The sequence below is a fragment of the Alistipes onderdonkii genome, assembly GCF_025145285.1.
Lineage (GTDB): Bacteria > Bacteroidota > Bacteroidia > Bacteroidales > Rikenellaceae > Alistipes > Alistipes onderdonkii.
This window is the reverse complement of record NZ_CP102251.1, coordinates 915,469-939,183: the sequence shown is the minus strand read 5'-3', so window position 1 is coordinate 939,183 and position 23,715 is coordinate 915,469. Positions and strand designations below refer to the sequence as shown.

Below are 23,715 nucleotides of genomic sequence, written 5' to 3'. Positions count from 1 at the left end.
TTTTTCATAGTTCAAGATTTACGGTTTATTCTTGCTTGTTGAGCTGCGGAATTTCCACCGAGGTATTCCATTTCAGATCGGTATGCGCTACGGCATCGTTTCCGTACTGCGACCAGTCTTTGATGATGTTTCCCGACCCCTCGTTGAATTTCCAATAAGCGCGTAATTCGGGCTTCTCGGCCGGGTTTTCCACGTCGTACATGTCGCGCCAGATGTCGGCCTGCGTACGTGCGACGGACCATATGCGCACCTCTGAAATATCGCCGCAGAGCTGGCGGAAAGCGTCGTAGCTGTACCCGATGAAGAACTGCCGGGCGTCCGTTTCCGGATCGGGGTCTATGGCCCGCAGTCCGAGGTTTATGACCTTTACGGTCGGCGCTACCTGCGTCTGGCTTTGGAGTTGTCCGTTTACGTAGATGCAGGCGATACCGGTTTCCAGGTCGTATGTGAAAGCGACATGATACCACTCCTCGAGCGACAGAAGTTTACCCTTGTTCTTTTCGGGGAATTTGCCCAGGCTTACGCCCGATCCGTCTACCTGGAGCTGGTCGGCATAGAAATTCGTGTCGCCGATACGCAGCAGCAGGTGTTGTTCCACACCCATGATCGTAGAGAGCTTTTCTTCGATGTAGGACGAGGTGGGACCTGCATAGTGGAAGTCGTGGACGCGGACGATGGCTTCATAGGTCACGGCTGTCAATCCGTTTACGCAGTCGGCGGTTCCGGCTTTGTCGAACGCGGGCACGTCTATCCAGTTGTCGGTGAGTACGGCGGCGGTCGTGATGGCCGAAGAACGGCGCACAAGATAATAGACGGTTTGGGAACCGGAGAGGGTCGAAAGTCCTCCCCCCGCAGAAACGATAGTTACCGGAAGCAACTGTGTTGCATCTATATCGAGCTGGTCGAGGTTCTTAAAATGGATGGTCAGAGGTTCCGATACGGATTTCCCGGCTTCTACGGTTGCCGTCCGTTCGGGGAACTCGTAGTAACTTTCATCGAGTACCGCATATTTCGTGTCGTGTTTGGCGTTGTAGGTGGCCGCGAGCGACGGGTCGATGCCAAATGTCACCTCGATATTCTCTTTTGCCGGGGAGATCAGCACGGCGGAGAGTTCGCGGTCGAGCTGCGTAACAGTCTTTTTAAAAGTTACGTTGTTGTCGCTCGACGTTTCGGCTGCGTCGATATATGCTGCGTTGTCGAACGGGTAACGGTTTTCATAGTCCGATTCACACCCGGCCAGCAGGATAAAGGCAGCCGATACAAAATACAGATATATTCTTCTCAATTTCATAAGGCGCATTATTTAGGGTTTGCCGGATTCAGCAGGCCGATGGCATGCTTGGTCTGTTTGTAATTTATGTAAGCGTCGTAGTAATCGTCCCCAATGTTGTAAATACCCAGCCCGGCTAACGGCCCCATTGTAATTACGCTTTTTGCCGCTTCGGCGATTGCGGGTTGCTGCACAAGGTTTTCATCCGTGAGTTTCCCGCCCGGCTCGGCCGTGATGATGATTTTTTCGAGCGCAATGCCGGCATAATCGGTCGCGTATGCAAGCTGGCTGCGGATATTGAACGTATTGACGGCATCCGTAGTCGTGAGTACGAAATAGGTTACGGCACTATGATTCTCCTTTGCGATAAAGAGCGGGTTACCCTCCGCCATGAGAATTTTTCCGGTCAGGGACGACAGTTTGCTGACAATCGTTGCAGCGGCTTGGGTCGCTGCGGCATCCATAGCGCCGCCGTAACGTACCGTTACGCCGTCGAACTTATACCGGTTTACGACCTCGATCACCTTGTCGAGATATGTCCCCAGCGCTGCGGCGTCCGTAGATTCCGCGAGTGTGTTGTAATCTACGGTATAGAGGATTTTCGTGCCCTTGGCCTGCGCCTGGGGTATATCCTCGATGTCGTATTCGGTCAGGTTACCGGCGTTTTCAAGTGCCACGATGTCGAGTGAATCGGGCAGTGAGCGCAGAAATGCCTTTTCCGAACCCGGTACGGCCGGAGCATTTGCCAGGCTTGCGTAAACGACGTAGTGTTCGCTTGCCTTATACGCTTTGAGGGCTGCCAGATATGCGGCATACTGTGCCGGGTCTTGCTGGTCGGGTTTTATGATCTGCTGGTCTATCGGCTCTATGTCCGTGTCGCAGGCCGTGAAACAATAGGCCGCGGGAATGAGCAGCGCCAGAATCAGGTATTTTATAGTCTGTTTCATAGCTTCGGTTTAATTTAAGGGTTTGCAATCCCACCATGTGCGCGTACCGCCGTTGTCGGGGCCGCCGAGCGAAGTTATCGCCGCTTCGACATTTGTGCGGTTCTCGGAATATTCCTCGGATGGGTAGGGAAGTCTGCGCATGCCGTACTTGGAGTTCACCGTTCCACCGGATTTATTGTCTTTGGCCGGCATCAGTTTCGGATAGCCCGTGCGCCGGTATTCCGCCCACGCTTCATTTCCGAGCGGGAAAATCGCAATCCATTTCTGGGTGATGATGCGTTCGAGGTTTTCTTCGAACTGTGCATCTTCTTTCCATTTGATCGTGATGCGGCTTTGCGGTAATGCGGTGTTGTTTTCGATAACGCCGAGAGGGTCGGTGTAGGCTTCGGGGACGTTCGCTTCGTCGGCGATATAATCCTCTGCTCCGGCTACGCCGCGTTCCTCGAATGAAAGCCGAATGCCTTGTTCGTAGAAACTCTGTGCCGATACCGCACTTCCCCAGCGTAGTTCATATTCGGAGCGCAGGAACGCGATTTCCGCTGCGTTCATCCATAAAATAGGGTCGGTGTCGGTAATGAGCATCGAGGAACATGCCGTTACGGCCTTGGACTTGTTGGCCGGTGTCGTGCCGATGCGCAGGCCGTAATAGCCTTTCACTGCGGCATCGCCCTCTCCGACGGTTCCCTGTGTGAACATCTTTGCCCGGCGCGGGTCTTTGTAGCCGTTCATGTAGCAGAGGATGTCGGCTCCGATGGCGTGGTCCTGCCAACTGTTCCAAAGCAATGTCGTGCGGTTGAGTTCGGGCTGAAGCTTCGCATTGTCGGCATTCTCGGTGATGACCCCGGCGGCGATGGCTTCCGCAGCTTTTGCCTTTGCGGTCTGCTCGTCGATATAGGAAAGGCGCATCGCCATACGCAGTTTAAGCGAATTGGCGTATTTGATCCACTTTTTAAGGTTGCCGTTGTAAACCTGGTCGTATTCGCCGAAGGCTTCCGTACTCAAATCCCGGTTGCGCTCCAGCGCTTCCAGCGCGGTGTCCAGTTCTTTGAACATCTGCGTATATGCTTCCTGTTGCGTGTCATAGGGGACGGTCAGGCGTTCTTTTTTGTCCTCTACGATCTTGGAGTAGGGTATCGAGCCGTAAGCGTCGGCCAGGCGGTTCATAATCGCCACGCGCAGGACGTTGGCCAGGGCTACCGCCACTTCGTCGTCGGTTTTGTTGATGATGCCGCGGTAAGCGGGGTAAGTTTCGGTGATGACATCCACAAACGGCGCTTTGAGCCAGTCGGTGGTGGGATTGAACGTTGAGAATTTCGTTTCCCAGCTGTCTACCGTCGCTTCGACGTAGCCGCCGTAGCTGCCGCCTTCGAGTGCTTCGACAAATTGGTATAGGTGTTCTTCCGAGGGGATCACCATATTTTGCAGTTTGGTGAGTTTCGACCCCACGAGGTAGTTGTCGCGTTCCAGTTCGTCGTCTGTCGCTTCGTTCGGATTACGGTTGTAATCTTCGAAGTTGTCAAGGCATCCCGTCGATGCGCTTACTACTGCGATAAGAGCAACGGCACGAATTATTGTCTTTATTTTGTTCATAGCCGTTAGAATTTAATGTTAATATTGAATCCCAGGTTACGTGTCGAGGGCATCATGAAATAGTCCATTCCCTGATAGAAATTGTTTGTCGATGCCACGGCTTCGGGGTCGAACGGCGCTTTACAATACATCATCCACAAGTTGCGGCCTACGAACGATACGGTGATCGAACATACGTTGTGCAGCCATTTGCGGGGAATCGTGTAGCCCAGTGAAAGTTCCTGGAGGCGGACGTTGGTTGCCGAGTAGGTGTAATATTGGGGTATTCCGCCCTGCGACGCTATGGCCGTATACCAGGTTTCCGGGTTTACCAGGCTGCGGCCGTTTACCAAAGCACCTCCGGCATCGCGCGCGGCAGCCGTTGCTTCGGACACGCCGAATAGGTCCATGTTGGCTTGCGTGAGTGAATTGACGATGCCGCCGATGCGTGCCGTTACGAGGAATCCGAGGTTCAGGTTCTTCCACGATACGCTGTTGCGCCATGCGAGGTTATAGTCCGGGAATACGGAACCGAGTTTCATGTCGGGCAGGTTGTCCTCTACGACGACGTTGCCGCCCTCGTCGATCTCGATGTTGCCTTTGTCGTCGCGCCGCAGGTCGGTCGTGGAATAAAGGTCGCCCATCGAACCGCCCTCTTTGAGAATAAATTTAGCGCGCCCCAGCTTACTGATCTGGAGCCTATTCATGCTGATTGTTTCCTCGGTGATCGGGTTGTACCACTCCTTGCAAAGTTCGATGATCTTGTTTTTGTTCCAGGAGAAAGTAAACTGCGAGTTCCAATTCCAGTTTTTCCATTGGTGGTTGTAACCCAGGCTTGCCTCGACACCCGTATTGCGCACGTGGCCGGTCTGAATATAAATGTCGGAGTAGCCGGACGATGCGGACAGATTCGGGTTGAAAGTCTGGTTATAGGTGTCGGCGCGATACCACGATGCCGTGAGTGTGAATCCATTGAGGAACCGGGCGTCGAATCCTAATTCCCATGTTTTCGTCCGCTCCGGGTAAAGCTGGCCGATGGGGTAGTTCGATTTGTCGTCCCAACCGGAAATGGTGTCGTCGTAGGGGTGTGTGGCGATTGTCAGTTCCCGCGGAAAGGGGTTTGCTACCGAAGCCCACGAAGCGCGGATTTTCAGGTAGTTAAACTTCTCCGGGAAATTGAATGTACTGCTGGGCAGCCACGATACGCCGACCGAGGGGTAGAAAAACGACTTTTGGGGTGAGTTGGCAAGCTGCGACGCCCAGTCGTTACGTCCGGTCGTCGTTACGAACAGTTGCGACTTCCAGCCCAGTTCCAGGGAGTAGAAAAACGACTGCGTTTGCTCGTGCCAGCCGGTTTTCGGCGTTTTCTTCTGGCTCTTATCGAGGTTCACGACATTGAAGATGTTGGGAGCGCCGGCAATGGGGCCATATACCGAGAGTTCGTCGAAGCGGTTGTCTTTGATCGACGCGCCGATATGTGCGTCGAGCGCGAATTTCTCTTTGAACGTTTTGCTGATGTTGAGCATTACGTCGCCGTAGGTCTGACGTTCTTCGCCGCGGGTTTCGGTATATTTACCTTTTTTGCTGTTCTCCAGCAGCGTGGGGTTCGATGTTGCGTACAGTTTTTCCGTATATAAACTATTGGTGTTATCGATGCGGATACGTCCTGCGACATTCATCCAGTCGGTGATTTTATAGGTAATGCCGCCCGTAAATATATAGCGCTTGCGGCTGTTTTCGCGAGGATTGCGGTAGGCGATCCAATAGGGATTCTGCATGCGCAGGTCGCCGCCCTCGCCCTGCGGCCAGAACTGTGCATAGATTTTGCGTGCTGGGTTCCAGCGCTCGAATGCCTTTACGAGCGAAAAATCATCGCCGCGGGGAAAGAGATAAGCCGATACGAGCGGGTTTGAGTACACGCCCTGGTTTATCATGTTGCGGTCTTTCTGGATGATGTAGCTTCCGCTTACGTCCAGTATCAAACGGTCGTTCAGCAGGTGCGACGTATTGCGGAATGTAAAGTTATAACGATTGTACTTGTTGTTGGGGACAAGTCCTTTGGAGTTTACTGCTGCGGTCGAGAAATAGATTTGGTTTTTCTCCGTACCCCCGGACAGTGTTACGGAGTTTGTCAGTATGTGACCTGTTTGCAGGAAATCTTCGGGCGAGTAGTTGTAACGTGCCGCTTGGTTGAGCGGTGCGCCCCAGCTATGGATTGTCGAACCGCTGGCTTTGCCTTTACGCCCCGTGCCGTAGCGGGTCTGGAAGTCCGGCAGGCGCAGCGGGTTCATAAATTCCGTGTTACTCGAAACCTGTATCTGTGTTGCTCCGGCCTTACCTTTTTTGGTGGTAATGAGCATTGCGCCGTTCGCGGCGTCAGAACCGTACAATGCCGCGGCTGCGGCTCCGGTCATAACGGATATAGATTCAATGTCATCGGGGTTCATATCGGCGATGGATTCCGTTGTGCCGCGTGATCCGAACTCCATGCTGCCGTCGCTGGTGAAGTTGTGCATAGGAATACCGTCAATCACATACAGTACGTTCGAGGTCTGCATAATCGACTTCATACCGCGCATAATGACTTTGGCCGAACCGCCCACGCCGGACGAACTGGTATTGATAACGGCTCCGGCGACTTTACCTGCGAGGCTGTTCACGAAGTTCGCGGATTTTACGGTTGTTACGGCTTCGGACTTCACTTGCTGCACGGTGTAGGCCAGTGCCTTTTCCGAGCGTTTGATACCCAGGGCCGTGATCACCACGTCTTCAATCTGCTCTGCTGCTTCTTTGAGTGTTATGGCAAAAAAGGTTTGTGTGCCGATTTTTACTGTTACGGGGTCATAGCCGATGAAATTGACATACAATTCAGCGGTTTGGGCAGGTGCGGGGACTTGGAGCGAGAAAGCGCCGTCAAGTCCGGAACTTGTGCCGATGGTCGTTCCCTTTACGACCACCGATGCCCCGACAACGGGTGTCCCTTTGGTGTCGCGCACGACACCGCTGACCTTTGTGGAGCCGTTGTTTGCGGCTTTCTTGTCCGAGGATACGGAAAGATAAATGTTTTGCTGGTAGATTTTGTACTCGGTTTTCGTTCCTGCGACCATCGCCTGTAACGCTATGCCGAGCGGTTTATCGGCGACATTGATACTGATGGTTCTGTTAATATCTACGCCTTTGTTTACGATGAAGAAATAGCTGGTCTGTTTTTCTATTTCATTCATAACCTGCTCCATGCGAACATTGTCCATCTGCAATGTTACTTTCGCGGTCTGGGCATACGCTCCCCATGCGGAGAACGTGGAGCAAATTATGAATAGAAAAGTAAACCAGCATTTAATTTGCTGAATAAATTTATTATTCATAGATTTGTAGATTAGTGGTTGTTAGATTGGTTCAAATTCTATTAGCCGCTATGCCTGCGGGTGGTTGCTACACCTGCGGGCTTTTTTTGCGACTTTGAAAATTCATAGTCTTATCTCATAGGCATTGTCGGTTTTTGTTAGATAATCTCGTCATAGTTATTTTATGTGGATTACATTGTTTTCGTCTTTCTCATATTGGAACGGGGTTATTTTCTGCAAGGCCCTTAGCGCATAGTCCAGCCCCATATTGACGGGGATTTTTCCGCGGATAACGTCGATCTGCGGAAGTTCGGCCGTTTGGATCTGGATTTTCACACCGTATGTTTTCTCCATTTTGGCGATGATGTCGGCAAACGGGTGTCCAACGAGATTCAGAATACCCTCCGTCCATAAATAGTCGTCCGTATTCTCAATCCTGGTCAATACCAGACGATTCCCGTTTAGGCATACCTTTTCGTTCGGGTCTAATATAATCTGGTCGCCGCTTGCCAGTTTGTTGGTTACTTTGACTTTTCCCCTCAATAATGCAGTCGTGAAGTCGTGTGTCAGTTCGTTTGCCGTTACATTGAATTTCGTGCCCAGCACTTCCACGTCGCAGGCGAAAGTTTCCACGATGAAGGGACGGGCGGCATCATGCTCTACGTTGAACATGGCCTCGCCGGAGAGTTTCACACGGCGATTCCTATTGAACCGTATCGGATATTCCAGTTTTGCCCCGCTGTTCAGGCAAACGCTGGTTCCGTCCTGGAGTGTAATGTCTATACGTTGTCCTGCCGGTGCGGCAACGGACAGATATTGTTTTGCGGTATCTTCGATAATGACGGTTCTGGAAGCGTACCAACTGCCAGCGACCAATAGTAATACTGCGGCAGCCTGGGTACAGATACGAATAAAGCGCTGGCGATACCATTTCGGGCGTCTGGTCGGCAGGTGCAGATGGGGGTGGTGCGGATAAGGAGCATTTGCGATAATCGCGTCCTGCATAGACCATAAAGCATTTAATTCTTTCTGGTTATTGGGGTCGGCATCGAGCCAGTCTACAATCGTTTTTTCTTCCTGCTCGGAAGTTTGGCCGTTTATGTACTTATATAATAATTCTTTGTCCATTTTTTTACATAGTGTGGCGAGTGCATTATGAATTTGGGCCGCCCGCAGCGAATCCATAATTTTTCCCTTGGTAATTTTTCCCGATAACGAAATTATGCTTTGTCTGTTTACAACTATATGGTGCGTGGGCGCACGACATTTACATCGAAAAAGTGCGTTTTTCGTTAAATAAATTTTCTTAAAAAAATGGTAATTTTTTTAATTATCGTATAACGCTGGAATACAGGACGATAATTAAAATGATGAGATAGTCGTTCAGTGCGATTCGCATGATGGCCAAAGCCCGTTGGATATTGGCTGTGACGTTGCGCACATTGATTCCTGTAATTTCGGCGATTTCTTGGTAAGTCTTGCCCTCGAAGCGGTTGTAAAGGAAGATTTGCCGCATGGGTTCGGGCATTTTGTTGATCTGGCTTTCGATGATGGATTTTATTTCCGCCGTAAAGGATGCTTCGGGGTTGGTACTTTCCAAAACGGTGATTTTGGCTTTGATGCTGCGGTAAGCCGTCGTATGTATTTGTTGCTGGATTTTGAGTCTGTTTTTCTGGTTGCGCAGCCATTCAAGACAGCCATGTTTCACGGATCCTAAAATATATGCCTGGATAGTCGTAGTAATATTCAGCTTGTCCTTGTTTTCCCAAAAATAAAGGAAGCTGTCGGTAACGATGTCCTCCGCGGCCATATTGTTGCGGATGTATGACCGGGCGATAATGATAAAACGAGGCTTATACTCGGAGTATAATCGTTCGAAATTTTCGAGCGTGATATGTTTATCCAGTTCTGACATGCATGTAGATTGATTCAAAGGTAAACTTTTTTATCAAAATTCAAAAATTTGTAGAATGTCCGTTAATATGGGGTGATGTGAAATATTGGGTTTATCTCTTTGATGCGGAACGAATCGGAGAAAGAAGTGAGGTTTAGATAATATCGTTATGGATAACTTCGGTCAGACGCGGGAATTGCAGATCGAGTTCGAAAGTAGGCCGGGGCCGCAGCCCCGGCGCTGCTCACTCACTCCGGGGTTTGGGTTGCTCGGTTACGATTTCGGGCTTACTGTAAAACGATGTTGTGCAGCGGGTCTTAAACCCGACAATGCTATTATCTTCCACCCGGATAAATCGGAATAGCCGCGTATATACATAGTTCATCATCGCATAAGCATAGGGGTCGGGGGCTTTCACGTTCTTCCATCCGGGAGCTATGTCGTCGAGGGTGGGGAAACGTTTTTTGAACTGCGCTTTGAGTTTTTCTTTCAAAAGGGCCACTTGTTCGGGCCGTGTTGTCGGTTGTTCTTCGAAATATTTTTGCATGGTTAAAATGTTTATGGTTTAAAATAGGGTTTGCTCAATGCCAGGAGATGCGGGATAAACGATGCTGTTCCGTGCCCGTTGAAGGTTCACTTTATCCAGCGCAGCGGCTGCCCGTTCCGCGTCGATGGCCCGCAGTTCCTCGTTTATCCATTCCTCGTACTGGAGTATCGAGGCGTATATCCGGGCGGCTTTCTGCATTTCCTCGCGGTATTGGCGGCAAAGTTCGGCGTAACGGTCTGGGTTGATTTCTCCCTGCTCGTCGATCATCACCTCGTAATGACCGCCCAGCCGAGGATCGTCCACCATAACGCGCATACGCTCGGCCATGGCTCCGATGTGCTTTGCATACCCGTACTGCCCTAAAAAGTTCTCTTTTTCTATCCCGACCATGTTTTCGAAGTGCCGGATGTTTATACGATGGGGATTCGTTTCGCAGATGTCCCCGGCATTGTCGCGGGGTTCCTCGTGCAAAAAGCGATAATAGGCTTTGTATAACGCAAGAGCGTCTATTTGCTGATCTTTCATCGGCCTAAATTATGAATTTGGGGAGTAAATATTTTTTGTCGGTTGCCGTGCCGTATTGGTCGATGAAGTGTCGCACCGCGTTGTATTTATCTTCAAGATCGCTATCGTCCCAAGCAAAGGACGAATAATCGTAATTATGGAAAGGGGACGCTTCTGTTTGGCAGATTCGCAGAATGTCGTTCAATTCCGCCCAGAATATACGTGTGCCGTTATCCTCCAGCCGATACATTTTCAGAAACAGCCGCCGCAGGGTGTACGCCGAATATAGGCGTACACTCTTGTCGGTTATGGTATTCAAACGGTTGCGGCTACCTTTCCCCAAGTTTCCTGCGCAGACAAAACCGAGGTTGCGAGCTTGCGCTTCGGTGCGGGCTTTATAGTCGGCGAATCGCTTTTCTGCGCGGTCTACTGACCGAGTGAAGTAGGGGATTTCTTTCATTTTCATAAATTGGGTGGATTACAAGTTAAAATAATTGTTGTTGTGTAGCATGTTCGGGCTGTGTTTCTGCCGATGGGACGGGCGAGATGCGCCCGGATAGGTAAGCATGTAAGGTGTTTAGAAACTGCTCCCGATATACCGGGTCGATACGGCACTTGTCATATTGTTCCCGATGGTCGGTAATTGCTCCGTCTTTTTCGGCTGCTTCAATCGCTTTCGGGAATCTGCTGCCGCCCTGCATCATCCCGGAAAAATAGTCGAAAAGGATTTCCATTTCTACGGCCTTGCGGCCTTTCTCCCGCAAAATCGCAGTTAGTCTTTCCGATTTAGCTTCCCGATATTCCAACGGCCAAACGTTACTGGTTGCGCTGTCGATAAATACCTCTGTTCCAATTATGGAAATGCGCTTTACTTTTTCGTGCGACATAGTTGCAAATTTTAAGTTAATACGATTGACTGCCCCGGCCTGCGTTGAGCAGGTATTTTTCGTGCAGGGCTTGTTCTGTGGTTTTTCCGCTCAGTTTCTCGATGCGGGCGACACGGCGAGCGATTCGCGCCATATCTTTCTGCCAGCGGTTTATAAGGTCGAAATCGGCCAGAAACGCCGGATTCTCGTTGTCGATGCCGGGGCGGAACCCGCGGCGATACATGCCGCCGAAAACCTCGTCTATCGCTTTGGAATAGCGGTCGCGCTGCTCGTCGAGTTGGCATAGCTTCCGTGCGGCAGGATTCTGCGGGTATCGTACCCGCAAAATCCTGCGCTCGGCAGCGGCATAGCGGTTGTTCTGCTTTTGCCTACTTGTCATATTCTGAATATTTGAGGAACGGATGTTTTTTCGTTGGACGGAATTTCCACAAGTCGGCCAGATATTTTAGGAATGTCTGCGGATCGAAATGCTCGCCCGTGGCGCAGGAACGACACTCCGGAGCATCGAACCGGATTACAGCCATATCGAAAAATGGATTTTTCCCTACGCTCCATTTTCCGTTGAAAATCCGAATATCCACGGCGTTGATGTGGCCCTCGAAATCGAAAAAAGTTGTGTATTTCCCGGATGCGTTCAACTTGGTAAGTTCTTCAAATATTTCAATAAATATTTTGTCCATAATAGTTTGGTGTTGTAGGCGGGGACGATGCCCCGCCCGGATTTATGCTTTTTGGCTGATGTAACGAATAAGTTTCTTTTCGTTGGTGTAGTCGAGTGTGTCCAACAGAAATTGAATGCTGCCCGTTCGCATGGCCCGCCATAGTCTATTGTATAGGCTTGGATCGCTTTCGGGAGTTTGGCCGAAAATTTCTTCCATGTAGTTTTCCGGCATGTGGGTACGGATACGCCAGTCGAGGGCTGCGGTTGCTCGTATTATTTCTTCGTATGATTTCATTTTTTGGGGATATTGTGGGCGGACGCCCCCGCCCGTTATTATTCTGTTTATGCTGCTGTTTCGTCGGGTTTAGCGTTGCTTTCTTCCACACGGTCGGCGATCATCGTGGCGGCCTTGTTCGCGTCGATAAGGATGTCGAACAGGTATTCGGGTTTCTCTTTCAGCCCCCGCAGCCAGCTTGCGAGATAGGCGGCGTTTTCCTGCTGCGGAGTTGTTGCAAGCCCGAACCGTATGCCGCAAAGTGCGGCGGTCATTTCGGCGATCAGTTCCTCGCGGGCATAGCTGGGCGAACCAAAAAAACCGGACATATCCCGGTTGAGCCGCGACGGGTGGCCCGTGCTGTGGGCGACCTCGTGCAGCAGCGTCGAATAATAATCCGCACCTTTGGGGAATTGTGTTTTCTGCGGGCATACGATTACATCGGCGCTGGGACGATAAAATGCGCTGTCGGATTCCAATACTTCGATCCTGCAATACCATTTCCCGGCATCGACCATGTGATCGACTTCGGCGCAGGTCGTTCCGTCCGTCTGCGGCATCCCTGCGGCCTGCTCCAACAGCCGTGCATAGCGTTCGGGGTTCTTCTCCGGCATATCGGTTTGGTCGATATTGAATACCGAATAATAGCGCAGCAGGGGCAACAACTTGTAAGCCTTTTTCTGCTCGTCTGACAAACGGGCGTATTTCTCGTATGGCATGCCTTTTCCGTCTTTTTGGTCTTTGGGAATGGCGTACAAATACCAGAAATAAACCGGAAACGATTTTTCGCCTTTCTTCACGTTGATTTCTTCATCCTGCGCTTGCTTGTAGGTTAGGAAAATAGGCGTTTTGTAGCGCTTGTATTCGGTCAGCAGCAGAAGCATGAACAGGTTTCCGCCGTTGTAATACCGCCCGGCCAGATTGCGGGGACATCCCTGTGCCATCGAAACCCACGGCTTGTTCCAACCCGTTTTAAGGTTTTGTATCTTCTCTATCATCAGCGCCGTAAATGCGGGCGCGATTGCTGCGATGATTTTATCGTTGTTCATGGTATTATCGTTTTGTAGTTGTTCTGGTTATCTGCATTGGATTTCTATTTGGCCGCTGCTTGTGCGGCGTCCTCGTTCTGTTGCGTTCTGTTTTTCAACTTTCCGCGCCGGGTTTCTTTGCTCCTTTCTTTTCCCGCCGTTACGAAAGAAAGGAGGGCAGCCGATTTCCCCGGAAAAGAACCTGTTAAGGTCTATCCCTATGGGCAATTTGAAATACCAGCGGGGCCGGGTTGCCCCGCTGGTAGGTTGTTGCTTATCGCAATTTGATATTCAACAGACGTTTCGCGGTATCTTCCGCATTGCGAGTAAGTTGGCGTTGCCATGCCCCGAAGCGGGGCGACCAGCGGAACCCGGAGTGTTTGAGTGTACCGATCATTCCCGCGTCGGGTTTTTCGTTGAACAGGATTTGCAGCCGATCTTCGGCGAAATTATAGCGGACGATTCCCCCGTCGAACGGCACGTCTTTATCCGTCTTTTCCGCCGTTACCGCCCGTCGCCCCCGGATTGCCGCGGCGAGTTCAGCCAATTTAAAAAACTTGTGCCGCTCGGTGTATATCGGACGTTTGCGACCTTTGTTGAGTTCCCGCACATAGTCGATTGCCCGCTGCATTAATTCTACCTCGCCTTTCCGGGCTATGGTCTCCAGCCGGTTGTATAGGTTAGTCGAACATAAATTCCAATCGACAAAACGGTCTATATCCTCCTTTACGCGCTCCCACGCTTCGGCGGTTTTCTGCTCCTGGGGTTTGGCCGCTTCGATGCGGCGGGCTGCTGCCGCCTGCACGCGCTCACGCCAGCTTTGAAACTCCGCAACGGCTGATTCGTATGAATTATTGGCTTTGCGGTTCCTCTCGGTGGGGAACCTCGCCGGGCCTGTAATTGCCGCACTCATTATCCGGGAATGTTTGGCGAAAAGGGTTGCTACCCACTCTTTGAATTTGGCAATATATTGCCCCTGCTCGTCCTGTGGGATTTCTTTCAGATCATCGAGCAGCAATTTTTCATATTCCCGGATATATTGCGCCGCACGTTTTTCGGGGTCGAAACTCGTTGCGGAAAATGCCCTGCGTGCGGCCTCCCAAAGTTCCGCCATGTTGGTTTCGTATTTCCATGTCAGCACTTCCCAGAATTTCATGTCGTTGTCATTATCAGAAATGACGGTGGCGTTTCCGAAACAGGGTTTTGATGCGATATGCGCATATTCCGTATAAAAAGCGTTTCCGCCTAACTTCTGGCCGCGCCACTCGAATTTCCAGACCCCATATTCGGGGTTTGCGATCTGCTGTACTGTTGCTGCACGGTGGCAGTTCTTCATGCTCAAAATTTCGTGCTTTTCCATGTCTTTGATTTTTTAAATTGGTTTTCTGTTGTTGTTTTATTGGGTTCCGATTCTTATTTTCTTGCGGTTTTCGTGGCGTCGGCGTTCTGTTGTGTCGTGTTTTCAGATTCTATCCCAGCGGCTAATCCTGCCCCTGATTCTTTCCGATCATTTTTCTGTATGTTCTTTTTGGTTGCCATGACTTTTTTTTTAATCATCCCGTGCGTAGCACCCACCGCCTGAACTTTCCGTACTCAAAACCCTGCGCCGTCCCACACTTGGAAGCGGGGTTGTTCAAAAAAATACGACCCGGTAAACACGGCTCCCGGAGGGACCTTTGCGGGGTGGAGATTTTTTTGAAGAATCCTGCTGTGCGCTGCGGCCGGGCCTGATCGTGTCCGATTTCAGCGGCAGGCCCGGCCGCAGCGAGGCGCTACCTTTGAGTACGGAAAGTTCAGGCGGTGGATGCTATGTACACCGATTTCTAAAAAAGAGGAATGGCAACAAAAAAGGGCGCAATACAGAAAACTCCCCCTGTCCCGCGCGAAGCGCGGGACACCGCTTCCCGGTTTTAGACTTCATTGCAATATGCTGCACATATATATTATAAAAGCCGCGCAATCAACGCGCGGCTTTTATTTTAAAAGTTCTTTTTGGATGTAGGGGATAACTTCTTCAATCTTTGAGGCCTTGATGTGATTTCTGCTATGCCTGCCATCGTTTCAAGGGTGTAAACTCGTCCGCCGCTCCAGGATGTCGATTTGGGTGCGGTTTTTAGTAGAGCCTTTTTAAATGCAGTATAGTCGATCCCCAAGATTTCGCATACGTCCTCTGGTGTCAGGACGTACTTTATTTTCTTGGCGTAACATATTGCACCTAAAAGTGTCAGCATATATTCCAGTCGGCATTGCCTGTTTAGCAATTTGATGAATTTTTTACGGTCAATTACGACATTATCGGTATTTTCTAACCCGTTCGTAGCACTGTTTTCCATAGCTTCTATCTCCTTTGTTTATGTGTTCTTCGATAAATTTCTTCACGGCAGACTTTCGGAAAAAGACACGATTTTGGATGATTACGGCTTCGATAAGTTTTTTCTTGCGATACTCGATTATTTGCTTTGTTCTGACATCGAGAATTTCGGCAAGCTGACGGTTTGGAATTAATGGATCATCCGCACCATCATTACCGCATTGTTTCAGCAATTTTATTGCGCTCCGGGTTTCCTGTATCAGATTCAGAATGAGGTCAAGCTGCCGAAACATTCGCTGTATATCTGCATCATTCATAAACTGCTAATATTTAATGGTTTTTCCGCTTTTGTGCTGTATATATTGCTGTACCTTCGGGCGGGGCATCAGCTTGCGAAATTCGGTTGCCGTGTGTCCCAGACGGAAGTAGTCGGATATATCCTTTTCCTGTTTGGTTCCGGGCAGCGGAAGTTCCAGACGGCCGACATTGTAGGCCCGAAGTTCCTGCTGTAATGCGAGGGCGTGCTTCTTGCCCGTTGCGTCCATATCATATAGCAGTACAATGTTTCGGAACCGCTGCGTCAGTTCTTCTATCTGTTTGTGCGGTATGCGGGCTGTTTCGCTGCCAAAACAGATCGCCGGGAATCCGTGCGCTGCCAGCGAAAGCACGTCCTTTTCTCCGCCTGTAATAATCAGCGTGTTACCCGCGACGGGTAGTTGCTCCAGTCCGAAACAGTAGTAACCGTTAAAGTTGCCTCCGAACAGAAACCGAGATTGCGATTTGGGACGGTAAATCTTTATCCCGCTCTGCCGGACATATCCGAACATGGGTTCGGACGGCGACGACCGAAGCGTAAAAGTGTGGCCCGAATTGCTGATGCCGCAATATTCCGCCAGCGATACGACCCCGTACCGATTGAGGGTTTCTGCGTCAATGCCGTATTGCTTCCAATGTGCTAACTCCTCTGCAGGAAAGGGTTGTCTCTGATATTTATAGGGTAAAGGTTCTTGGGGCTTTGGGGGTGGAGCTGGTGGTTTTGGTAAGATTCGGGGACTTGTAGTCGGCGAGGCATCCTCTATTCCCAGATTTAACTCACGGTCGATGATGCGGAGTATTTCGATAAAGTTCTCGGTATTTCGGCACGACAGGTTGTGGAGCGTTGCTACCAGGTCGAAGCAATCGCCGGAATAATCCTCGTTCCCGAAGTCCTTGTATTTGTAAATCCCGCGTTGGCTGTCGAAGTATAAACTACATGATGGGTGTGTGTCCTCATAAAAGGGGTTGCGGAACTTACGTCTGGTACTGATACCGTTTCCGAAGTAATGGCGAAATACATTTAGTCCACCGTTTGTCAGGGATAGGACCGTCTGCTTATCAATCATATTGCAATGTTTTTCGACTGCAATATTCGGAAACTTACGGATAAAAAAATAGGGGCAGAACCCGTTCTACCCCTAAAGATTTTTTGTAATCGCTTATTTGCCAGAGTTTAAATCTGTGATGTTTTTTAGATATGTCGATTTAAGCTGGTCTAATAGCGGTGTAGGGTTTCGCTTTCTGGCGGAAAGCTGGCTCCGCTTATCGAAAAGTTTTTTGAGTTTGATGTTGAAAAATTCCTCGAAGCAACGGACGAATCCTGTATATGATAATTCCAAACCGGGGTCTGCCCCGATTTTGGCACTATACCAAAGTGAATTGATAAGCTCCAGCAGTTCGTTTGCTTTTGTCAGCCAATGCAAAGGCGATACGTTGTTTTTCGCCGGAGACTTCTCGGACACCGAAAGGTTTTTAGAGCAAAGCGTAATCTCTATTGACAGCCAGGCCGTCAATGTTTGGGTTGTGTTTTTGGAGAATGAAGGGTTTTTTTCTTCGATTGAGAGTAATTGATGCAACTGCTCCAAAGCCCGTAATATTTTCAACGAGTTCGTTTCCTCGTCTTTTAATTCAAGGAGATGGGATAGCAGGATATTCCAGTAATTTAAGGTTTCTTTAAGGTTTAGTGGGGAATGTTTGCTGGTACACTCTATCTGTTCCGCAATATCTAAAAAGCGGAATTGAAATTCGGAGATATTCATAGTTAGTAATCTTTAAAGTTAAGGTTAAATAACTATGCCAAGAATATTTGCCGAAGATTGTGGACGAAAGTACAAAAATATGGTCAGAAATATATTCTAAAAAGGCATCTTTTGAAATGCCAAAGATCGTTTTTACTGGGTTAGTGTCAAATTAGTGTCAAAATAAAACAAAAACCCCGTTAGAGTTTCCTCTAACGGGGTTCCCAGTGCCCAGGACAGGAATCGAACCTGCACGCCTTGCGGCACACGCACCTGAAACGTGCGCGTCTACCTATTCCGCCACCTGGGCTTTTGGAAATTGTGGTGTGCAAAAGTAATACTTTTTTCTCATTCACCAACTATTTTTACGAAAAAAATCTACTTGCTCAGGAATTTGTACTGAAACAGAAGCAGATAGATGACGGCGACGGAGATATAGGCATCGGCCAGGTTGAAGATGGCCCCGAAAAAGTAGTTGTTGCTGTCCACCAGGAAGTTCAGGAACCGCGGTACGCCGTTCCACTGGAAGAGCGGGAAATAGAACATGTCGACGACCTTGCCCATCATGAACCCGGCGTAGTGTCCGCCGAAATGTGCGACCGTATAGGGCGTCGACTCCGAGAAGAGCAGCCCGTAGAACGCGCTGTCGATGATGTTGCCGAGCGCTCCCGCCATGACCAGCGCCAGGCCGACGATGACTCCCTTGGGGGTGTCTTTGCGTTTGTTGAGAAGGTGGTGCATCAGCCAGCCGATGACCCCGACCATCACGATCCGGAAAATCCCGAGCAGGAGTTTCCCCCAGTCGAACCCGCCTTTGGTGGCGATGTGCATCCCGAAGGCCGCGCCGTTATTCTCGATGAAGCGCAATTGGAACCAGTCCGGGAAGACGACGATCGATTCGTCGAGGTGCATGTGGGTCTTGACCCAGATCTTGAGTGCCTGATCCGCGATGAGCAGGATCTGCACGAGCAGTGATATTTTTCTGAAATTCATATCGGTCGGATAATCTGACGCAAAAATAGTAAAAAATCTCAGTTTTGCAGGACTCGACCCGAATTTACTCGCTGCGGTCTTTTCCATGGAAGCCCTCGGCCCCGCAGGTCGGCTTCCCGGTTGCGGCGATGTGTGGCCCGGGCTTCATAAGGGCTGGCCGACTAATTCTTCTTTAATAAAATATAGGTGTATACCTCAGATTTGAAGAAATTTTAACTTTCATGCAAAAAATATGCGAAAATATTTGCAGGTTCGAAAAAAGTCGCTACCTTTGCATCCGCGTTTGAGAAAAACGGTTGTTCTTACGAAGGCTGAAAGTTTACAATAAAGGAGCTCAAAGCTCTGTGTAAGCCCGATTTCCCGAGACGCGAAGTTCTTAAAAAGATTTTTGAAAAAAGATTTGCAGGATTCAAAAAGTTACTCTATCTTTGCAGTCCTTTCGCATTGTAAAATGCGATTTTTTCAAACTGGTTCTTTGAATTACTGGTTATATTTTGAGAGAAAAGAAATGTAGTATTTATCTGTCAATTTCCTTTTATAAAGGATAAACGAATAGTCAGGACTCTAACAAAACATTTATAATTTTATACAATGGAGAGTTTGATCCTGGCTCAGGATGAACGCTAGCGGCAGGCCTAACACATGCAAGTCGAGGGGCATCGGGATTGAAGCTTGCTTCAATTGCCGGCGACCGGCGCACGGGTGCGTAACGCGTATGTAACCTACCTATAACAGGGGCATAACACTGAGAAATTGGTACTAATTCCCCATAATATTCGGAGAGGCATCTCTCCGGGTTGAAAACTCCGGTGGTTATAGATGGACATGCGTTGTATTAGCTAGTTGGTGAGGTAACGGCTCACCAAGGCAACGATACATAGGGGGACTGAGAGGTTAACCCCCCACACTGGTACTGAGACACGGACCAGACTCCTACGGGAGGCAGCAGTGAGGAATATTGGTCAATGGACGCAAGTCTGAACCAGCCATGCCGCGTGCAGGAAGACGGCTCTATGAGTTGTAAACTGCTTTTGTACGAGGGTAAACTCACCTACGTGTAGGTGACTGAAAGTATCGTACGAATAAGGATCGGCTAACTCCGTGCCAGCAGCCGCGGTAATACGGAGGATTCAAGCGTTATCCGGATTTATTGGGTTTAAAGGGTGCGTAGGCGGTTTGATAAGTTAGAGGTGAAATCCCGGGGCTTAACTCCGGAACTGCCTCTAATACTGTTAGACTAGAGAGTAGTTGCGGTAGGCGGAATGTATGGTGTAGCGGTGAAATGCTTAGAGATCATACAGAACACCGATTGCGAAGGCAGCTTACCAAACTATATCTGACGTTGAGGCACGAAAGCGTGGGGAGCAAACAGGATTAGATACCCTGGTAGTCCACGCAGTAAACGATGATAACTCGTTGTCGGCGATACACAGTCGGTGACTAAGCGAAAGCGATAAGTTATCCACCTGGGGAGTACGTTCGCAAGAATGAAACTCAAAGGAATTGACGGGGGCCCGCACAAGCGGAGGAACATGTGGTTTAATTCGATGATACGCGAGGAACCTTACCCGGGCTTGAAAGTTACTGACGATTCTGGAAACAGGATTTCCCTTCGGGGCAGGAAACTAGGTGCTGCATGGTTGTCGTCAGCTCGTGCCGTGAGGTGTCGGGTTAAGTCCCATAACGAGCGCAACCCCTACCGTTAGTTGCCATCAGGTCAAGCTGGGCACTCTGGCGGGACTGCCGGTGTAAGCCGAGAGGAAGGTGGGGATGACGTCAAATCAGCACGGCCCTTACGTCCGGGGCTACACACGTGTTACAATGGTAGGTACAGAGGGTCGCTACCCCGCGAGGGGATGCCAATCTCGAAAGCCTATCTCAGTTCGGATTGGAGGCTGAAACCCGCCTCCATGAAGTTGGATTCGCTAGTAATCGCGCATCAGCCATGGCGCGGTGAATACGTTCCCGGGCCTTGTACACACCGCCCGTCAAGCCATGGAAGCTGGGGGTGCCTGAAGTTCGTGACCGCAAGGAGCGACCTAGGGCAAAACCGGTAACTGGGGCTAAGTCGTAACAAGGTAGCCGTACCGGAAGGTGCGGCTGGAACACCTCCTTTCTGGAGAGTGTGACTATTTCGTCAACAGATAAGTCTCATTCTTTTCTCTCGAATTAACCTGTAATTTTTATGTTATACCGAGTGGGGTCTTCCCGCGGATACAGTCCCGTAGCTCAGTTGGTTAGAGCACTACACTGATAATGTAGGGGTCTGCGGTTCAAGTCCGCACGGGACTACACCGAACTCGGGGGATTAGCTCAGTTGGCTAGAGCACCTGCTTTGCAAGCAGGGGGTCAAGGGTTCGACTCCCTTATCCTCCACTCAGGTCGAGGATTCGACCAGCGTTCATTGACATATTTAAGGAGATGAGATAAAGTTCCGATAGCTACAATAGGGGTTATCGGAAATGTAAGAAAGTAATAAAGGGCGTATGGGGGATGCCTAGGCTCTTGGAGGCGAAGAAAGACGTGGTAAGCTGCGATAAGCCTCGGGGATTTGCAAACGAGAATTGATCCGAGGATTTCTGAATGGGACAACCCGGCAGGCAGAAGGCCTGTCACACGAAAGTGGGCCAACCCTCTGAACTGAAACATCTTAGTAGGAGGAGGAAAAGAAAGAAACATCGATTTCCTAAGTAGCGGCGAGCGAACGGGAAACAGCCTAAACCACAATTGTTACGGCAACTGTGGGGTTGTAGGACTGCAATATTCAAATGACTGTGAACTGGAATGTTCTGGAAAGTTCATCCGTAGAGAGTGAAAGACTCGTACAGGTAAGCACGTCAGGCGATAGCAGTATCCTGAGTAGGGCGGGACACGAGGAATCCTGTCTGAATCCGCCGGGACCACCCGGTAAGGCTAAATACTCCCAAGAGACCGATAGTGAACCAGTACCGTGAGGGAAAGGTGAAAAGAACCCCGAACAGGGGAGTGAAATAGAACCTGAAACCATACGCTTACAACCTGTCGGAGCGGCTTCGTGCCGTGACGGCGTGCCTATTGAATAATGAGCCTACGAGTTACTAATCACTGGCAAGGTTAAGTGCACGGATGCACGGAGCCGAAGCGAAAGCGAGTCTGAACAGGGCGTTTAGTCAGTGGTTGTAGACGCGAAACCTTGCGATCTACCCTTGAGCAGGTTGAAGGTTGGGTAAAACCAACTGGAGGACCGAACGAATAAGCGTTGAAAAGCTTCTCGATGACTTGAGGGTAGGGGTGAAAGGCTAATCAAGCTGGGAAATAGCTCGTACTCCCCGAAATGCCTTTAGGGGCAGCGTTGTAATTGAGAGTCTACTGGAGGTAGAGCTACTGATTGGATGCGGGGGCTTCACCGCCTACCAAATCCTGACAAACTCCGAATGCCAGTAGTATGATTTACAGCAGTGAGCGACCGGGTGCTAATGTCCGGTTACGAGAGTGGAACAACACAGACCAGCAACTAAGGTCCCCAAGAGTATACTAAGTTGATCTAACGATGTTTTGCTGCAGAGACAGCTAGGATGTTAGCTTGGAAGCAGCTATTCATTCAAAGAGTGCGTAACAGCTCACTAGTCGAGCGGCAAAGCGTGGATAATAAACGGGCATCAAGTATACCACCGAAGTTCTGGGCACGAAAGTGCGGTAGGGGAGCATTCCATTCCGCGTTGAAGCCGAACCGTGAGGTTTGGTGGAGTGTATGGAAAAGCAAATGTAGGCATGAGTAACGATAATGCGGGAGAGTAACCCGCACACCGCAAGACCAAGGTTTCCTGATCAACGCTAATCGGATCAGGGTTAGTCGGGTCCTAAGGGTAAGCCGAACGGTGATCTCGATGGATAATCGGTTAATATTCCGATACTGACATATACCTCGATGGAGAGACGAAGGAACGTAAGTGCCGCCACCTGACGGAATAGGTGGTTAAAGGGCTTAGGTATAGGGGCAGATTAAGAGTTAGTCCTTGCTGAAACCTGACAGTACAGAGAGCTTACGGGCAATTTGATAGTGCACCCAAGTCGACTTCCGAGAAAATCTTCTAAGTTATAGTATATGTCACCCGTACCGTAAACCGACACAGGTGGTCGAGGAGAGTATCCTAAGGTGCTCGAGTGAATCACGGTTAAGGAACTAGGCAAATTAACCCCGTAACTTCGGGAAAAGGGGTCCCATCGCGAGGTGGGCGCAGCGAAGAGGTCCAGGCGACTGTTTATCAAAAACACAGGGCTCTGCAAATTCGAAAGAAGACGTATAGGGCCTGACACCTGCCCGGTGCTGGAAGGTTAAGAGGGGATGTCATCGCAAGAGAAGCATTGAATCGAAGCCCCAGTAAACGGCGGCCGTAACTATAACGGTCCTAAGGTAGCGAAATTCCTTGTCGGGTAAGTTCCGACCTGCACGAATGGTGTAACGATCTGGACACTGTCTCAACCGTGAGCTCGGTGAAATTGTAGTCCCGGTGATGATGCCGGGTACCCGCAACGGGACGAAAAGACCCCGTGAACCTTTACTATAGCTTAACGCTGAATTTGGGTACACAATGTGTAGGATAGGCAGGAGACTACGAAGCGGGCACGCCAGTGTTCGTGGAGTCGACGTTGAAATACTGCCCTTTGTGTACTTGAGTTCTAACCCTCGAGAGGGGACACCGTTTGGTGGGTAGTTTGACTGGGGTGGTCGCCTCCAAAAGAGTAACGGAGGCTTCCCAAGGTACCCTCAGCACGAATGGTAACCGTGCGTAGAGTGCAATAGCATAAGGGTGCTTGACTGTGAGACCAACAAGTCGATCAGGTGCGAAAGCAGGGTATAGTGATCCGGTGGTTCTGTGTGGACTGGCCATCGCTCAAAGGATAAAAGGTACTCCGGGGATAACAGGCTGATCGCCGCCAAGAGCTCATATCGACGCGGCGGTTTGGCACCTCGATGTCGGCTCGTCACATCCTGGGGCTGGAGAAGGTCCCAAGGGTTCGGCTGTTCGCCGATTAAAGTGGCACGCGAGCTGGGTTCAGAACGTCGTGAGACAGTTCGGTCTCTATCTGTTGCGGGCGTAGGAAGATTGAGGGGTTCTGACTTTAGTACGAGAGGACCGAGTTGGACGAACCTCCGGTGTATCGGTTATGCTGCCAAGTGTACCGCCGAGTAGCCGCGTTCGGTCTGGATAAGCGCTGAAAGCATCTAAGCGCGAAGCCATCCCCAAGATAAGTCTTCCCTTGAGGGGCGTAGGAGACGACTACGTTGATAGGCTGCAGGTGTAAAGACAGTAATGTCAAAGCCGAGCAGTACTAATTACCCGAGAGGCTTTTTTACAAGATTCTTTATCTCATCTCCGAAGTATGTCAACTTATACCGGGTGCGACGGATTGCAGCGACTAAAAGGCTGCTCGCACTACTTCGATAGCAT

The 23,715-nt window shown here is 50.0% G+C and carries 20 protein-coding genes, 3 tRNA genes and 2 rRNA genes; 4 read left to right on the top strand and 21 right to left on the bottom strand.

Annotation, left to right across the window (positions count from 1 at the left end):
* Nucleotides 1–25 precede the first annotated feature (25 nt).
* The 21 genes from NQ559_RS04035 to NQ559_RS03935 all read right to left on the bottom strand — a co-directional run bounded on the left by NQ559_RS04035 (nt 26) and on the right by NQ559_RS03935 (nt 18,283).
* The gene (locus NQ559_RS04035) at nt 26–1,291 is read right to left on the bottom strand and encodes a DUF1735 and LamG domain-containing protein (RefSeq protein ID WP_026318648.1); all 1,266 of its coding nucleotides are present in this window, start codon (nt 1,289–1,291) and stop codon (nt 26–28) included.
* Nucleotides 1,292–1,299: 8 nt separating this feature from the next.
* Nucleotides 1,300–2,217: a glycoside hydrolase family 18 gene (locus NQ559_RS04030; RefSeq protein WP_015546353.1), complete on the bottom strand. Its 918-nt coding sequence runs from the start codon at nt 2,215–2,217 to the stop codon at nt 1,300–1,302.
* A gap of 9 nt (nt 2,218–2,226) precedes the next feature.
* On the bottom strand, nt 2,227–3,807 hold the full coding sequence (locus tag NQ559_RS04025; RefSeq protein ID WP_015546352.1) for a SusD/RagB family nutrient-binding outer membrane lipoprotein: 1,581 nt from the start codon (nt 3,805–3,807) through the stop codon (nt 2,227–2,229).
* 5 nt (nt 3,808–3,812) lie between these two features.
* Nucleotides 3,813–7,151 carry a SusC/RagA family TonB-linked outer membrane protein gene (locus NQ559_RS04020; RefSeq protein WP_026318649.1) on the bottom strand — a complete coding sequence of 1,113 codons (3,339 nt, stop codon included), beginning with the start codon at nt 7,149–7,151 and terminating at the stop codon, nt 3,813–3,815.
* 156 nt (nt 7,152–7,307) lie between these two features.
* Entirely contained in the window at nt 7,308–8,315 is a 1,008-nt protein-coding gene (locus tag NQ559_RS04015) for a FecR family protein (protein WP_018697373.1), read from the bottom strand.
* Between the two features lie 145 nt (nt 8,316–8,460).
* Nucleotides 8,461–9,045, bottom strand: coding sequence for an RNA polymerase sigma-70 factor (locus tag NQ559_RS04010; RefSeq protein ID WP_018697374.1), 585 nt, complete (start codon nt 9,043–9,045; stop codon nt 8,461–8,463).
* A 223-nt stretch (nt 9,046–9,268) separates the two neighbouring features.
* Nucleotides 9,269–9,571 carry a hypothetical protein gene (locus NQ559_RS04005; protein ID WP_015546348.1) on the bottom strand — a complete coding sequence of 101 codons (303 nt, stop codon included), beginning with the start codon at nt 9,569–9,571 and terminating at the stop codon, nt 9,269–9,271.
* Between the two features lie 18 nt (nt 9,572–9,589).
* Complete coding sequence (locus tag NQ559_RS04000) at nt 9,590–10,096, bottom strand: hypothetical protein (protein WP_015546347.1); 507 nt, start codon at nt 10,094–10,096, stop codon at nt 9,590–9,592.
* Between the two features lie 4 nt (nt 10,097–10,100).
* Nucleotides 10,101–10,541: a hypothetical protein gene (locus NQ559_RS03995; RefSeq protein WP_015546346.1), complete on the bottom strand. Its 441-nt coding sequence runs from the start codon at nt 10,539–10,541 to the stop codon at nt 10,101–10,103.
* A gap of 19 nt (nt 10,542–10,560) precedes the next feature.
* Complete coding sequence (locus NQ559_RS03990) at nt 10,561–10,962, bottom strand: hypothetical protein (protein WP_018697375.1); 402 nt, start codon at nt 10,960–10,962, stop codon at nt 10,561–10,563.
* 16 nt (nt 10,963–10,978) lie between these two features.
* Nucleotides 10,979–11,341 carry a hypothetical protein gene (locus NQ559_RS03985; RefSeq protein WP_018697376.1) on the bottom strand — a complete coding sequence of 121 codons (363 nt, stop codon included), beginning with the start codon at nt 11,339–11,341 and terminating at the stop codon, nt 10,979–10,981.
* On the bottom strand, nt 11,331–11,642 hold the full coding sequence (locus tag NQ559_RS03980; RefSeq protein WP_018697377.1) for a hypothetical protein: 312 nt from the start codon (nt 11,640–11,642) through the stop codon (nt 11,331–11,333). Before NQ559_RS03980 ends, NQ559_RS03985 begins: the two co-directional genes overlap by 11 nt.
* A 42-nt stretch (nt 11,643–11,684) precedes the next feature.
* The gene (locus tag NQ559_RS03975) at nt 11,685–11,918 is read right to left on the bottom strand and encodes a hypothetical protein (RefSeq protein ID WP_026318651.1); all 234 of its coding nucleotides are present in this window, start codon (nt 11,916–11,918) and stop codon (nt 11,685–11,687) included.
* Nucleotides 11,919–11,965: 47 nt separating this feature from the next.
* Nucleotides 11,966–12,946, bottom strand: coding sequence for an ArdC family protein (locus NQ559_RS03970; protein ID WP_018697379.1), 981 nt, complete (start codon nt 12,944–12,946; stop codon nt 11,966–11,968).
* A gap of 253 nt (nt 12,947–13,199) precedes the next feature.
* Nucleotides 13,200–14,285, bottom strand: coding sequence for a hypothetical protein (locus NQ559_RS03965; protein WP_018697380.1), 1,086 nt, complete (start codon nt 14,283–14,285; stop codon nt 13,200–13,202).
* Nucleotides 14,286–14,338: 53 nt separating this feature from the next.
* A complete protein-coding gene (locus tag NQ559_RS03960) occupies nt 14,339–14,464 on the bottom strand; it encodes a hypothetical protein (RefSeq protein ID WP_259805229.1) in 126 nt (41 codons plus the stop codon).
* A gap of 753 nt (nt 14,465–15,217) precedes the next feature.
* Nucleotides 15,218–15,553, bottom strand: coding sequence for a helix-turn-helix domain-containing protein (locus NQ559_RS03955; RefSeq protein WP_018697382.1), 336 nt, complete (start codon nt 15,551–15,553; stop codon nt 15,218–15,220).
* A 6-nt stretch (nt 15,554–15,559) separates the two neighbouring features.
* Nucleotides 15,560–16,618 carry a toprim domain-containing protein gene (locus tag NQ559_RS03950; protein WP_018697383.1) on the bottom strand — a complete coding sequence of 353 codons (1,059 nt, stop codon included), beginning with the start codon at nt 16,616–16,618 and terminating at the stop codon, nt 15,560–15,562.
* Between the two features lie 93 nt (nt 16,619–16,711).
* Entirely contained in the window at nt 16,712–17,311 is a 600-nt protein-coding gene (locus NQ559_RS03945) for an RteC domain-containing protein (RefSeq protein WP_018697384.1), read from the bottom strand.
* Nucleotides 17,312–17,518: 207 nt separating this feature from the next.
* A tRNA-Leu gene (locus NQ559_RS03940) sits at nt 17,519–17,600 on the bottom strand.
* A 68-nt stretch (nt 17,601–17,668) separates the two neighbouring features.
* The gene (locus tag NQ559_RS03935) at nt 17,669–18,283 is read right to left on the bottom strand and encodes a signal peptidase II (RefSeq protein WP_026318654.1); all 615 of its coding nucleotides are present in this window, start codon (nt 18,281–18,283) and stop codon (nt 17,669–17,671) included.
* Between the two features lie 588 nt (nt 18,284–18,871).
* Here NQ559_RS03935 and NQ559_RS03930 point away from each other — a divergent pair.
* The 4 genes from NQ559_RS03930 (at nt 18,872) to NQ559_RS03915 (ending at nt 23,621) form a co-directional block, all read left to right on the top strand.
* Nucleotides 18,872–20,399, top strand: a 16S ribosomal RNA gene (locus tag NQ559_RS03930).
* Nucleotides 20,400–20,501: 102 nt separating this feature from the next.
* Nucleotides 20,502–20,575: transfer RNA gene (locus NQ559_RS03925), tRNA-Ile, on the top strand.
* 10 nt (nt 20,576–20,585) lie between these two features.
* Nucleotides 20,586–20,659, top strand: a tRNA-Ala gene (locus NQ559_RS03920).
* Between the two features lie 90 nt (nt 20,660–20,749).
* Nucleotides 20,750–23,621: ribosomal RNA gene (locus NQ559_RS03915) — 23S ribosomal RNA — on the top strand.
* Together the 16S and 23S rRNA genes with 2 tRNA genes alongside form the textbook arrangement of a ribosomal RNA operon.
* Nucleotides 23,622–23,715: the final 94 nt, after the last annotated feature.

What these genes read in the sequence shown, in the direction of transcription:
- NQ559_RS03995 (WP_015546346.1), bottom strand. Translation starts at nt 10,541, where the DNA reads ATGAAAATGAAAGAAATCCCCTACTTCACTCGGTCAGTAGACCGCGCA.
- NQ559_RS03935 (WP_026318654.1), bottom strand. Translation starts at nt 18,283, where the DNA reads ATGAATTTCAGAAAAATATCACTGCTCGTGCAGATCCTGCTCATCGCG.
- NQ559_RS04010 (WP_018697374.1), bottom strand. Translation starts at nt 9,045, where the DNA reads ATGTCAGAACTGGATAAACATATCACGCTCGAAAATTTCGAACGATTA.
- NQ559_RS04005 (WP_015546348.1), bottom strand. Translation starts at nt 9,571, where the DNA reads ATGCAAAAATATTTCGAAGAACAACCGACAACACGGCCCGAACAAGTG.
- NQ559_RS04025 (WP_015546352.1), bottom strand. Translation starts at nt 3,807, where the DNA reads ATGAACAAAATAAAGACAATAATTCGTGCCGTTGCTCTTATCGCAGTA.
- NQ559_RS04035 (WP_026318648.1), bottom strand. Translation starts at nt 1,291, where the DNA reads ATGAAATTGAGAAGAATATATCTGTATTTTGTATCGGCTGCCTTTATC.
- NQ559_RS03970 (WP_018697379.1), bottom strand. Translation starts at nt 12,946, where the DNA reads ATGAACAACGATAAAATCATCGCAGCAATCGCGCCCGCATTTACGGCG.
- NQ559_RS03980 (WP_018697377.1), bottom strand. Translation starts at nt 11,642, where the DNA reads ATGGACAAAATATTTATTGAAATATTTGAAGAACTTACCAAGTTGAAC.
- NQ559_RS03950 (WP_018697383.1), bottom strand. Translation starts at nt 16,618, where the DNA reads ATGATTGATAAGCAGACGGTCCTATCCCTGACAAACGGTGGACTAAAT.
- NQ559_RS03990 (WP_018697375.1), bottom strand. Translation starts at nt 10,962, where the DNA reads ATGTCGCACGAAAAAGTAAAGCGCATTTCCATAATTGGAACAGAGGTA.
- NQ559_RS04015 (WP_018697373.1), bottom strand. Translation starts at nt 8,315, where the DNA reads ATGGATTCGCTGCGGGCGGCCCAAATTCATAATGCACTCGCCACACTA.
- NQ559_RS03945 (WP_018697384.1), bottom strand. Translation starts at nt 17,311, where the DNA reads ATGAATATCTCCGAATTTCAATTCCGCTTTTTAGATATTGCGGAACAG.
- NQ559_RS03975 (WP_026318651.1), bottom strand. Translation starts at nt 11,918, where the DNA reads ATGAAATCATACGAAGAAATAATACGAGCAACCGCAGCCCTCGACTGG.
- NQ559_RS04000 (WP_015546347.1), bottom strand. Translation starts at nt 10,096, where the DNA reads ATGAAAGATCAGCAAATAGACGCTCTTGCGTTATACAAAGCCTATTAT.
- NQ559_RS03965 (WP_018697380.1), bottom strand. Translation starts at nt 14,285, where the DNA reads ATGGAAAAGCACGAAATTTTGAGCATGAAGAACTGCCACCGTGCAGCA.
- NQ559_RS03960 (WP_259805229.1), bottom strand. Translation starts at nt 14,464, where the DNA reads ATGGCAACCAAAAAGAACATACAGAAAAATGATCGGAAAGAATCAGGG.
- NQ559_RS03955 (WP_018697382.1), bottom strand. Translation starts at nt 15,553, where the DNA reads ATGAATGATGCAGATATACAGCGAATGTTTCGGCAGCTTGACCTCATT.
- NQ559_RS04020 (WP_026318649.1), bottom strand. Translation starts at nt 7,151, where the DNA reads ATGAATAATAAATTTATTCAGCAAATTAAATGCTGGTTTACTTTTCTA.
- NQ559_RS03985 (WP_018697376.1), bottom strand. Translation starts at nt 11,341, where the DNA reads ATGACAAGTAGGCAAAAGCAGAACAACCGCTATGCCGCTGCCGAGCGC.
- NQ559_RS04030 (WP_015546353.1), bottom strand. Translation starts at nt 2,217, where the DNA reads ATGAAACAGACTATAAAATACCTGATTCTGGCGCTGCTCATTCCCGCG.